Raw genomic sequence first — 12,962 nt, forward strand, 5'->3', positions numbered from 1 at the left:
GGGCCATAAGGCCCCAAAGGATGGATAGTTCCAGGAACTCTGGCGCTCCTGGAAACAGAGGGTAATAGGTTAGATCTTAGCGATCTCTGCCAGGAACTCAGCTTGTTCAGAGTTCTTACGGTAGAACACGGCTGGCTGGCCGATTGGTGCGTCTACTTCAATCCAGCCACCGGTAAAGGTTGCGCCGCTCCATACGTGAACCCATTCATCTTCCGGCAGGTAAACGCGCTTAACGGTTTCGCCTTGGTTGTATACAGGTGCAACCAGCAAGTCGCGGCCAAACAGATACTGGAACTTAATCTCGTAAGACTCACTGTCCTGCTCGTAGTGCATAAACAGCGGACGCTGAATTGGCATACCTTTTTCAGAGTTCTCTTTAGAAGCTGCTTTGATGTACGGCTTCAGATGCTTGAAGATCTTAGTCATACGAGCCAGATGAGCCAGTGTTTCGCCATCGGTGTCGAACTGGTGGTTGTCACCCGGACGGTTACCTTCGTGGCTACGCATAATTGGGGTAAATGCCGCCATTTCTGCCCAGCGCTGGAACAGCTCTTTAGAACGCTTACAGCCGTGCAGGGTTGTGTAACCACCAATATCACTGTGGTGGATACCGTTACCCATCAGGCCGGATGACAGAGCTGCCGGAATAACGGATGCTAAGCCGTCATCGATACACCAGTCTACCAGCTGGTCACCGCCCCAAAGGGTGTGGCAGTAGCCCTGAATGCCTGTGCCGCCTGCGCGCATAAAGAACAGGATATCATCGGTTTTACCCGCTTCTTCGATAGCTTCGTGCTGAACTTTAGCCCAGCGGTATGGCCATTTGTTGTGCTCGATTTCTGCGCTCACGCCATTGCTTAGTGAGCAGTCTGTCGGCAGGTATTCGCCAAAGTCACCCATCCAGCCGTCAAGTCCGAAGTCGATCATATTGGACTTAATTACGCCCTTATACCATTCGCACGCTTCAGGGTTAGTAAAGTCCACAACACCGCAGTAAAACTCACCAAAGTCGACAACGTATTTTGAGCCGTCTTGTTTGGTGGCCAGATAACCTTTGCTTTGTGCTTCTTCGTATAGAGGGAAGTCTTCCAGAACATATGGGTTGATGTAACCAAGGAAGCGTACGCCTTCTTCTTTAAGCTGGTGGATCTTCTTGTCCAGCTCTGGGTATAGATCTTTGTTCCATTGCCAGTCCCACTGAAGGCGCTTACCAAATGAAGTCATCTTGATGCCCTGCCAGTCCTGACACCATGCACCAGCTACTTCTACACCTGCTTCTTTAGCGGCTTTGATCTTATCAAGAGTAATTTCTGTACCGCCCTGAATACCAAGGATAACGCCGTTAGTTACCCAGTCTGGCAGCTCAGGCTGACGTCCGAACAAGCCGGTAATGTTCTCTACCAGCTCAGGGAATGAGTTTTCTGAATCAAGGATCAGATACTCAGGGATGTTCCAGCACTGCAGCTCATGGAACTCTGTATTAGTGAAATCGAAATCTGCATAAGCCGTTGTTTCAAGATGGCAGAAGTATTTCTTATCAGAAACAAACGTCGGCTGAGGATAGTTGGTGTTGTAGTAATCGCCGCCGGCTTTGTCTTTAGTATCTGCCAGCCAGGTAACATAAGAGTTTTTGTTACGCCCTACACCCGGCTCAGAAGACCATAGCGGGAAGTTTTTACCACGCAGGTTGAAGTAAGTTAACTGCTCACCACAACCGTACACTTTCTCTTCTTCCGTTGCGGTAATTCTTAACCAGAAGCGGTTGTACTTTTTGTCCAGTGCCGCGAATTCTGCTTTAAGGCGTGATTCTGCCGTTTCAGATACGGTCATCTGAATAGCCGCTTCACCGTCAAACAGGAAGGTAATCACAGTGCTTTGGCCGTTTTCTTCTACGCGGAAATGACGCATAGGTAAACGTTCAGTCACGTAATCGGTAATGTTGAAATTACCACGATACATATCGTAGTTTGCTTCACCAACACCTAAGAATAGGGCTGGTTGCTCTACAGAATGAGTAAATACGGTTTTTTCTTTATGTTTAATGACTAAAGATTTTTCGTTGTAGGATATGTCCATTATTGGCTCCGGAAAATAGGAAACTAATACTAATTCGCTTATTTAATTCCTGTTACTTATTGTAACTAAAATATTGCTCTAACTGTCTTTCGATCTTTGTCATCGAGCCTCTTTGTCAAAGGGAAATACCGATAAACAAACCCTCTGTGCCATGGATGGCACGGTGGAGCCCCACGGATGGGTTTATGCGTGTTTGTGTTCGGTGTTTTCCAGCGTGACTCAGATTTAGGGTTTAAATAAAAAAACTAAATGTATTTTAAATTAAATAGTTATAGGTAAAGGTTATAAATAAAGGGGAGAAAAACTCCCCTTAAATATATTCAGAACTTTCTGCCACCGCCTGTGACGGTGGAGAAATCTAACCAGTACGGGTTTGATTAATTAAACTGTACTTTGTAGTCAGAATCGATTTTCGCTTCACAAGTCTTGATCTCTTTCTGGAAGCGCTCTAACCACTGCTTACCTTCTGCACCAGAGTTAGCAAGGAAGTAGTCACGTACAGGTCCTGCTGATTTCTGGAATTCTGCTTTTTCTGCATCAGTTGGGTTATAGATGTTACCGCCCGCTTTCTTGAACTCTTCGTAAGCTGTGTATTCACGGTGCTTAGGATAAGAACGCAGGTACTGGTTCTGAGCACTGATACCGTCGATAAGTACGCGTTTCAGGTCATCAGGCATAGACTTGAATTTCTTATCGTTGAATACCCATGCGCCACCCATGTAGGCGTGTCCGTCAAGAACCATGTAGTCCAGGCTTTCCTGGAAACGGTTCTGTACGATATCTACGATACCGTTCTTAGTACCATCAACAACACCAGTAGACAGTGCTGTGTATACTTCAGGCCATGCGATAGGAGTCGGAGAACCACCTAGCTCTTTAACCAGCTCCTGCTGAATTTTTGCAGGAACAGTACGCAGTTTCAGACCCTGAACGTCAGCCGGAGATTTAACCTGCTTCTTCGTGGTCGCGATGTTACGCCAGCCACCAGAGTTAGATACCATCATCAGACGTGAGTTAGGGGCTTTTTTCAGAACGTTTTGACGCACGTCACCAAGGAACTCTTCGTTATCGTATACACACTCTGCTACACGGTCATTTGGCAGCATGTATGGCAGGTCAAATGAACCGATTGGCTGCCAGTAGTTTGCCAGTTCAGCAATCGTTGTCTGGAAGTAATCGAACATACCTGCCTGAATACCGGCTAGACACTCTTTTGCGTTGCTACATAGCTGACCAGATGGATAGATATCAACTTCAATAGCACCGTTAGAACGTGACTCAACGTAGTTCTTGAACACCAACAGTGACTGGTGGTTGTAGCTATCAAGGTTAGATACGTGTGGTACGGTCAGTTTAAAGTCGGCCGCGTTAGCCGCGCCGGATGCTAAAATTGCTGTTGTTGCTAATCCAAGTAGTGTTTTCTTCATGTTATGTTCCTTAACAGTACATTTTTAAATAGTTATTAATGCTTCACGTAAATTAATTGAGTTCTACATAACCCCAAGTAGCTGCGGTAAACCGATAACCAGCGATGGGAAGAATGAGATTAAGAAGATGATTAGGAACTCCATTGCAAGGAACGGAATAATCGCCTTCGAAATTTGCTGTAGTGGTACTCCGGATACACCTGAGGCAACGAAAAGTACCAGCCCCATTGGTGGTGTCGCTAACCCGATAGACAGGTTACATACCATCACCACACCGAAGTGTACTGGGTCGATTCCTGCTGCAATCATAATTGGGGCAATGATTGGAGCGAAGATAAGGATTGCAGGTCCCGCATCAAGGAACATACCCACAACGAACAGGAATATGTTGATGATAAAGAACAGCATATAAGGGTTGTCTGTTACGCCGTTAAAGAAGGCAGCAACGCTGTTTGAGATACCTGAGAAGCTGATTGCAGAGGCAAAACCACTGGCCGCAGCAACGATAATAAGAATCGCAGCAGCATTAACGGCAACTTTAGAGAACAGTGCGTAAGTTGCCTTGATATCACTGACTTTAAGGATGTAGACAGAAAGAATGATGGCGTAAAGCACAGCTACAGCAGCCGCTTCAGTTGGTGTGAAGATACCACCATAGATACCACCCAGAATGATAACCGGAGTCATCAGCGGCAGGATAGCCATCTTAAAGCTCTTACGACGCTCTTCTTTACTTGCTCTCTCAAATGGTTGTACGTCAGGGTACTTACGGATCTGAATACGGTTTACCAACATCAGGCCCAGGCAGAAAATAAGTCCCGGTACGATACCTGATAAGAACATTGCTGCTACAGATGTGTTCATTACGAACGCATAGATCAGCATGATACCTGATGGCGGGATAATGGTACCAAGTACCGTTGCTGCCGCTGTCAGAGCTGCCGCATACGCTTTGTTGTACTTATACTTGGTCATTTCAGGGATCAGCATATTACCGATTGCTGATGTCGCGGCTACCGCTGAGCCGGTAAGGGCACCAAACAAGGTAGAGGCGATAATAACAACATGACCTAGGCCGCCGCGCAGATGCTGTACACGAGTCTGAGCGAAAGAGATGATACGAGGTGTAATGCCACCGCTGGACATACACTCACCCGCCAGCATAAAGAAAGGCAGAGCAAGTAGCAGGAAGTTATCCAGACCAGAGTAGAGTCTCTGGTACAGCATATTGATAAACAGAACCTGATCATCCTGAATAAAGGTGATGATTGGCGATAAGCCCAGTGCAAAAAGTACCGGCACACCAATGATCAGGAAAGTCATAAAATAGAAGAGGAAAATTGGAGAAATCATAGTGTTACGTCCTATTCAGCAACTTCAGCTAACGTTTTTTTTTCGTCAGCAAAGTGAATTAACTTATGAATTTCCGATGCAAGCTTCTCTAATGCGGTCAGGCATGACAGAGCCAACATCACCGGTGGAATGATATAGATGGTGTACATAGGAATCGGCAGGCTATCCGCCATTACACCGCCCGTTTGATAGAAGGCCCATCCATAGTAAATCCAGATTGCGAACAGGATTAATGCAGCTACATGCGCAACAATCAGAAACAGATGATAGATACGCAGGTTTCTGAACTTGTCAGTTACGAATGTCATTGCAATGTTTTGGTCGCGAAGATAGACGATAGGCAGACACAGGTATGTCATGTAGATCATCAAAAATCGCGAGGTTTCATCGGTCCAGCTTAAAGGGATGTTCAAAATATAACGGCAGCCGACTTGCAGAAGTACGATAGCTGTCATTATCAAAAGCAGGATGCCTGAAAATTTGGCAGCAAAATTTGCTATTGGCGCGTTGATTTTATTCAACACTCTTTCAATATCCTTAAACATATAGTCACCATAAAATACTTAGTTAGCGGGAGTTACTGACAGTCTTAGCAACTCCCTATGCAACAAATACACATTTGTTATTGTTTTGTTTTTCTGACGGTCATCCTACCAGTTTGTAACAAGTTAACCGTGATGTTTTTCCCATCCAAACAAGTAATGTCACTTTGTGTATATTAAATGTCACATTTATTACTATTAATTGGAAAAGTTGCTCCATTTTTAAGCATAGTAAAATGGATTAAGCTTTACCATTTGAGCCAAACAGGCGGATTTTATGCTGAACAACTTCTTTCATTGAGGCAATACCTGTGTTCATCACATCGGCCAGAATGAAATCGTTGCGGTCTTTATCCCAGTGGCTTTGAACACCGGTGATGAAACCTTGGCGCAGCTCGGTATCGACATTGATTTTGGCAACACCGCGTTTAACCGCTTCAACAACCTGATCATCCGGTACACCAGAGCCGCCGTGCAGTACGATTGGTTTCTTCACCGCTTCTTTGATTTCACTCAGGCGATCAAACTTAAGCTCAGGTGTTGTTTTGTAAACACCGTGAGCAGTACCGATTGAAACCGCCAGATAATCAACACCCGTACGCTCAGAGAAGTCCAGTGCTTCTTCTACTGTAGTGATCATGGCGTCTTTCTCATCAACCGTTATGTCATCTTCGGTTCCGCCGATTTTGCCGATTTCGCCTTCAGAGCCTAAGCCAAGAGCTGCTGCTACTTCTACCACTGCACGGGTAATACGTACGTTCTCTTCGAAAGGCAGTGCCGAGCCATCAAACATCAGTGACTGGAAGTCACGTGTCGCCGCTTCCATGCACTGCTCAAACTTGCGGCTGTGGTCCAGGTGAATACAAATAGGAACGCTGATTTGGTGGTGCTGGATAAGAGAGTCTACAGCATCACGCAGTGGCTTCATGCCCATTTCATTAATCGCCTTCTGGCCAATCTGAATCATGATAGGCGACTGTTCTTCTTCAGCAGCAAGAAGTACTGCTTTGATAGTTTCCAGGTTATGTGCTGTGAAAGCACCAATTGCGTAACCGTTTTGCCACGCTTCTTGAATCATTTTCTTACCTGATACGTAAGGCATTTGAAGAATCCTCTGTGTTTTACTTCGTTGTGATACAAATTATCAGGCTGGCATTATCATTTCTGTTAGTTATGTATCACTTTTCGACATAAAAAAACAAAAGTGGACATTTATGAGCGCGATCACACAGTTTTGATCGCGATAATGTCTCTATTTAATACGCTTTTTAACGGAATGTCAGAGATGTTGCAGATTATGAGTAATATTTCGGACAGGTTTGTATTTTAGCGGCTCAGCATAGTGTTGAGCGGTTTACAATGAAGAGTAGAAAACGAAAAAGAGCCTCAATAGAGGCTCTTAGTTACATGCGTTTACTGCTGTATTAAGCGAGATTAAAAGTGGACGTTTTTGTAGACCAGCGCACAGCCGATAAACAGCAGAAAGCCGTGTACAAGATGGTGATAGTTAATCTTATACTTCTGTAATAAATGGTAGCTTCCCATCCCGCCTGCGATACCTACGGCAAAGGCCGGCAGTGCGGAGAGCACATGGGATAATACGTCTTCAGTAATTAGCCCTTCATTCCAGAAACTAATATTGGCGCCAATCATCTGCAGCATAAAAAAGAAAGTCAGAGTTGATTTAACTTCGTCTGCTGACCACGGCTGCATTGAAGTGTAGGCAATGACCGGAGGCCCCGACTCACCAACGCTTGCGCCAAGAACGCCCGAAGTAAAACCGGCACCAATAGTGATGGGAATAGAGGTCTTTTCAAATACTGGTTTAGTGGAGCGGAACGAGTGCAGGCTGGAAATAATCAGCACTATACCCATGGTAAGCAGAATGTATTGAGATGGCATGGTTGCCAGCAGTCTTGCCCCGACAAATGACGCAGGAACCGAACCTGCAAACAGAATTAAACCAACCTTACGCTGGATAGAGTGACGCATTTTCCAGGCAATGGGCAGTGTCACTAACCAGCCAATAATACCGGCAATAGGTACAGCAGTCTGGGCACCGACAACAAGTGAAAGCAGGGGAACTGAAACCATCGCAGAACCGAATCCAGTCAGGCCCTGAGTAAAGCCGGCCAAGGCGATGATCATTGAAACAAGTATAACCGTGGTGTCCATATTTCCTGTTACTGAGTGAGTGGAATTTGTGCACATTATAAGCTGTGCATATTTAAATGCTATTGTTTTTGTCACAAAATGTTGTTTTGTGTCCGTTTGATTTCGCCTTGTGACAATCATCTCAGAAGAGAGGCTACCTCTTAAGTATAATGCGGCTAAATAACTCTTTGTCTGAAGGCATAAAGACCGTGAAGTTGTTTTATATACATAAAATCAGAACAAAATATAAAACAGTTCTCGGGAAAAGTTCTCAAAAGTTCTCGCAAGTTCTCGGGACACACACCAATTATGGACAATTATCGGGGACAGGCACCAGAAGTTATCGGGACAGAAACCGCAAGAGTTATTAGAACAGACACCATAAGACTCTAGTTCAGACTCTAGTTCTCGGGACACACACCGAATTTTCGGGCGAATTTTCGGGGACAGACACCATAAGACCGAATTTTCGGGGACAGACACCATAAGACTAAAGAGTGTCGCCAGATTGAGTTCCGCTGTCTTTAGAAGAGGGCGGATAAAACAAGATTTCATTTTCAGAACAGCTTTTAATTTATGAGGTAAACAATGGATAACTTCCGGTTAGGAGAAGAGAGTCTGCTCGACTTAAACGCCGACTGCCGTACATTGGCACGAGGCGTGGACAAGTTTGATAAGGTGTATGGCTTGGGTTACGAAGTGGGCCATGAAGAGTGGTCACCGTATCCGCGGGTAAACAGATTACGCCAGACTTTCCTTGATCGTCCTTATGACATTGATGTGGAAAGGTTGCGTCTGGTAACGGAAGCGTACAAGAAAAATGAAGTGATGCCCCGTATCCTGCAATGCGCCTATGCATTTGAAAATATTCTGCTCAATACTACTCTGCATATTTATGATGAAGATTTAATTGTCGGCGAAATAGCGGCACCGGCCAAGGCATCGCCTATCTATCCGGAGTTTTCCGTTGACTGGATCATCGATGAAATCACCAACTCCCCGTTTGAAGAGCGTGCCAATGACCAGTTCTATATCCGTAACGATAGGGAACGTGCTGAGATTCTTGAACTGTGTGAGTACTGGAAAGGCAAAAGTGCCAACGAGTTTATAACCGCTCATCTGGACGAAGATCAGAAGAAAGGCTCCCATATGGGAGAAAAAGTGTTCCAGACTAATAACTACCACTTCGCCGGTATTGGTCATTTCGCCATGGACTTTCATAAGCTTATGACTCTTGGTTACGACGGTGTACTTGAGCAGACGCGAAAAGCCCTTGCCGCTTTGTCTAAGCAAGATCCTGAGTTTAGTGACAAGCGCGACTATTACAAAGCTACCATTATTAGCTTAGAAGCAGCGAAAGCCTATATTGCCCGTTATGCCTCGCTCGCCCTGCAAATGGCAGAAACAGAAACGGATATCCAGCGTAAACAAGAGCTTGAGCAGATGGCGTCTAACTGTCAGCAGATTGCCGGCGGTGTACCTCAGTCGTTCTGGCAGGCACTACAGCTGTTCAACTTTGCGGTTACCCTGACTCAGATTGAAGGTAATGGTCACTCTATCTCATACGGTCGGATGGACCAGTGGCTTTATCCATTCTATGAAAAAGACGTTAAGCAGCAGTCAGTCAGCAAGGAGTTTATTCTTGAGCTGATTGAAGTTCAGTATGTAAAAATGAACAACCCGACCAAGCTGAAAGACAAAGGTACAGTGAAAGTGCGTAACGGCCGCGGCTTTGGTGGTGAAAGTCTGACTATCGGCGGGGTCGATTCTGAAGGTAATGACGCGACTAACGATCTGACCATGCTGATGCTGGAGGGTTCGGTACATACACGAATGATGAACCCGTGGGTTTGTGTCCGTATGCATGAGAACACCCCTTACGAACTTAAGATCAAAACCATTGAATGTATCCGTGCCGGTTATGGTCACCCTAAACTGTTTAATGATGGCCCGGCGATAAAAGCAATGTCGGGTAAAGGTGTTACCCTGCAAGAGGCGCGCGATTATGCGGTCGTTGGTTGCGTTGAACCTACTATTCCTGGTAAAGAGCACGGCTGGCTGGATGCAGGTTATGTAAATACCGCCAAAATGCTGGAGATGGTGCTTAACGGTGGTCGTATTTTGTCCGGACCTGATGCCGGTAAACAGCTAGGGCCTGATACGGGTAGTTTAGAAACTTATCAAAGCTTTGAAGAGGTATTGGAAAGTGTCGATAAGCAGTTTGCTTACTGGTGTGATCAACTATGTAGCTGTCTGAATGTGACGGATAAAATTCACCGGAAGATCAAGCCTACGCCTTACATCTCAACCTTCTTTGAAGGTTGTATTGAGTCTGGCAGAGATATGACCGCAGGTGGTGTGAAATATAACGGAACCGCTCCGCAGGCCGCCGGTATTGCTACTTGCGCTGATTCACTGGCGACTATCAAAAAGCTTATGTTTGACGAGAAAAAATACTCAGGCAAACAGCTGCTGAGCGCTATCAGAGATAACTGGGACGGCCATGCAAAACTGTATGCTTTAGTAAATAGTGCCAAGATCCCTCATTACGGCAATGATATCGATGAAGCGGACAACTTGTTCAATTTTATGTTCGAGTGTTACTGCCGCCATATTAAAGGACGTGATAACCCGCGTGGTGGCAAGTTCAGCCCGGGTGTTTATACGGTAAACGCCAACGTGGGGATGGGATTATATACCCGTGCTTCACTGGACGGGCGCAAAGATGGTGAGCCAATTTCCGACAATATGGGGCCGGTACATACCCAAGGGGGCTCTCATGATATTAGCGGTCCGACAGCGATTGTGAACTCAGTGACCAAGGTAGATCACAGCCTTGCCACCAACGGTACTCTGCTGAACCTGCGTTTTCTTGAAGACGCTGTATCTGGCGTGGAAGGGCGCGACATTCTGGTCAGTTTTGTCGACGAATATATTGCCAAGCAAGGTATGCACGTGCAGTTCAATATTATGAGTGCAGAGAAGATGCGTGCTGCGCAGAAAAATCCTGAACAGTATCGTGACATGCTGGTAAGGGTTGCCGGATACAGTGCTTACTTTGTTGAGTTGGGTAAACCGTTACAGGACGACCTGATCCAGCGTACTGAGTTGAGGTTCTAGAACCGGTGTCATTTTCCAATGTGTCAGGCACAGTCCTTAATGTTCAGCGCTTCACTTTGCATGATGGTCCGGGTATCCGGACCGAATTCTTTCTTAAAGGATGCCCGCTCCGCTGTGACTGGTGTGGGAATCCGGAGAGTTTTAACAAGCGTGTCGAGGTTGGTGTTTATCACAACAAATGTATAAGCAACAGTGAGTGTGGCGACTGTACAAGTGTCTGTCCTGACAGCGATATGCTGATTTTTTCTGACTCCAGGCTAGAGCTGGTGGATCGCAGCAAATGCAGCAGTTGTATGCTCTGTTCGCAGGAGTGCCCCGCGGAAGCAATAAAGCCGTGGGGCAGCAGCATGTCCGTTGAGGACTGTATGAAAGTCATTCTTCAGGACAGAGGCTTTTATAGCCGTTCCGGAGGTGGTGTTACCGTGTCCGGCGGAGAGCCTTTGATGCAGAGTGAGTTTGTATTACAGCTGTTTCAGGCCTGCCGGGAAGAGGACATACACACCTGTCTCGAATCGAGTTTCCATTCCAACTGGGAACAGATCGAAAAGCTGTTACCTTATACAGATCTTATTATTTCCGATATAAAGCTGATGGATAGCGCAAAACATAAGCGCTATACCGGAGTAGATAACCACAAAATTTTACACAATCTGCAAAAACTGTCAGAAACAGATAAAGAGATAATCCTGCGTATTCCGGTGATTCCCACAGTAAACGATGATAAAGACAATGCCGAAGCGACAGCCGACTTTATTCTCAACCAAATGAAGGGAAGAGTGAGAACATTACAGCTTCTGAGTTTTATGCGATTGGGAGAAGAAAAATATCAGTCTCTTGGTATGGATTACAAAATGGCAGATCTTGAGTTTGATCGTCATGAGTTTCAACAGCAGGTCAATGGCCTTGCTGGCTACTTTAATCAGCGCGGTATTCATTGTCTGGTAGGCACTAAAGAGAGTGAGGGAGGATAAACTTTTTTAAGGGACAGGCGCCACAAGAAAAGGACAGTCGATACAAAAGAAAGTTGAAGTTAAAACTGAACAGTTCACTAATCTTAAGCTGTTCAGTTTTATTGCTGGACGGTAAGATCTACGCCTTGTGAATTATTACTGATTATCTATTTATGCAGTGTATAGATAAGGATATAACTTGTCTTACGGGGAGTGGTGCAACTGGGAGAAATGATAAGAAGTTTTGGGCTATATCAACTATCCAGCCGGAAAACACACATTTTGCGTTTATTGAGGATCCGTTTTGCTGATTCAATTTGAGGGCAACAACCAACAGCAGTGTTTCGGTATTGTTCTAATTTAGTGCAAGCCTTTAACCATTTGACTTGGCTGATATTCAGTCTCTGCAAAATGGGTGGAAGAGAGGAGCCTAAAACAACTTTGTTCTCGCGATATTGTCTTGCTGTCCAGTCGACTAGTTCAATGTAATCTATAAGCCGAAACGGGATACCTTTTAACATTTTATTGGTGGGATTACCGATAAATGGGTAAAGACATGGTGCAGTTTCTTGATCGTTACTCAGAGCCTTTATTCTGGCTTTGATGGAAGTATATTCTGAGGATTCTGGTGTTTTGGCAATGCCTGAACGCAGAGGGTTTAAATCAACATAAGTCATAGCTGCTACGAGGGCTTGTTCGTCGAGCAGAGCTTGGCTCTTAAAGCGACTCTCCCAAAAATGCCCTTTACAGTTATCTTCTAGGTTTGCCCGACAAGCGATATCAAAGTTAAGCTCTTTCATAAACCAGCTCAGGTTCCAGAGCCGCTTTCGCCAGCATTCGATAATCGAAGATGCAGCCTTTTTCTCTGCATCACTGGTCAGTTTTCCGGCCTGCCAATTTTGAACAAGTAAAGGGGGTTTATGAAGTTGTTGCCAGCGTTCAACCACTTCGTATTCGCTGAGTTTTAAGGCTTCTTCTTTGTTGATATGAAGAACAAGATGATAGTGATTGCTCATCACTGCGTAAGCACAGACATCAATGCAATAGACCTGAGAAAGAGCGTAGACCTTATGCTCAATCCAATCTCTTCGGTGTTCGTAGCTTTTTTGGGTAACAGGATCTTCTCCGCATAGGAAGCTGCGCCTGACACAACGCGAAACGCAATGATAGTAAGGAGTTGCTTCAGGTGAGACGAGCTGTTTTCTGGCTGTTGTCATAGAAAGTAACCGGATAATGAGTGACAAACCGAGGTTACTCAATGAAGTCGTTGCGACAATGATTCAGTTATAAAGTCACGATCGAGTTATCACAAGATCAGTCGGTTCTAATACTTTTAGGTG

General features: G+C 45.3%; 9 protein-coding genes. 2 read left to right on the forward strand and 7 right to left on the reverse strand.

All coding sequences use genetic code 11. The features are described 5' to 3' along the window. Positions 1-69: 69 nt before the first annotated feature. From PK654_RS16805 to PK654_RS16830, 6 genes are all read right to left on the reverse strand, one after another. Positions 70-2,076 (reverse strand): alpha-glucosidase, encoded by a 2,007-nt coding sequence (locus PK654_RS16805; protein ID WP_271700140.1) that lies wholly within the window; start codon positions 2,074-2,076, stop codon positions 70-72. A gap of 377 nt (positions 2,077-2,453) precedes the next feature. Then, on the reverse strand, positions 2,454-3,503 hold the full coding sequence (locus PK654_RS16810; protein ID WP_271700141.1) for a TRAP transporter substrate-binding protein: 1,050 nt from the start codon (positions 3,501-3,503) through the stop codon (positions 2,454-2,456). 63 nt (positions 3,504-3,566) lie between these two features. Next, complete coding sequence (locus PK654_RS16815; protein ID WP_271700142.1) at positions 3,567-4,856, reverse strand: TRAP transporter large permease; 1,290 nt, start codon at positions 4,854-4,856, stop codon at positions 3,567-3,569. A gap of 11 nt (positions 4,857-4,867) precedes the next feature. Continuing rightward, positions 4,868-5,401, reverse strand: coding sequence for a TRAP transporter small permease (locus PK654_RS16820; RefSeq protein ID WP_271700143.1), 534 nt, complete (start codon positions 5,399-5,401; stop codon positions 4,868-4,870). Between the two features lie 238 nt (positions 5,402-5,639). After that, entirely contained in the window at positions 5,640-6,500 is an 861-nt protein-coding gene (locus PK654_RS16825) for a class II fructose-bisphosphate aldolase (protein WP_271700144.1), read from the reverse strand. 332 nt (positions 6,501-6,832) lie between these two features. Then, on the reverse strand, positions 6,833-7,573 hold the full coding sequence (locus PK654_RS16830; protein WP_271700145.1) for a sulfite exporter TauE/SafE family protein: 741 nt from the start codon (positions 7,571-7,573) through the stop codon (positions 6,833-6,835). Positions 7,574-8,140: 567 nt separating this feature from the next. Between PK654_RS16830 and hpfG the strand changes: the two genes are divergently transcribed. Together hpfG and hpfH are read left to right on the forward strand one after the other, a co-directional pair. Next, positions 8,141-10,672: a (2S)-3-sulfopropanediol dehydratase gene (gene hpfG / locus PK654_RS16835; protein WP_271700147.1), complete on the forward strand. Its 2,532-nt coding sequence runs from the start codon at positions 8,141-8,143 to the stop codon at positions 10,670-10,672. A 5-nt stretch (positions 10,673-10,677) separates the two neighbouring features. Then, positions 10,678-11,643, forward strand: coding sequence for a (2S)-3-sulfopropanediol dehydratase activating enzyme (gene hpfH / locus PK654_RS16840; protein ID WP_271700148.1), 966 nt, complete (start codon positions 10,678-10,680; stop codon positions 11,641-11,643). Positions 11,644-11,876: 233 nt separating this feature from the next. Here the strand turns inward: hpfH and PK654_RS16845 are convergent, their stop codons facing one another. Next, positions 11,877-12,839, reverse strand: a complete 963-nt coding sequence (locus PK654_RS16845; protein ID WP_271700149.1) for a transposase — start codon at positions 12,837-12,839, stop codon at positions 11,877-11,879. Between the last annotated feature and the right edge of the window lie 123 nt (positions 12,840-12,962).

Origin of the sequence: Vibrio sp. SCSIO 43137, from assembly GCF_028201475.1 — a bacterium.
Classification (GTDB): Bacteria; Pseudomonadota; Gammaproteobacteria; order Enterobacterales; family Vibrionaceae; genus Vibrio.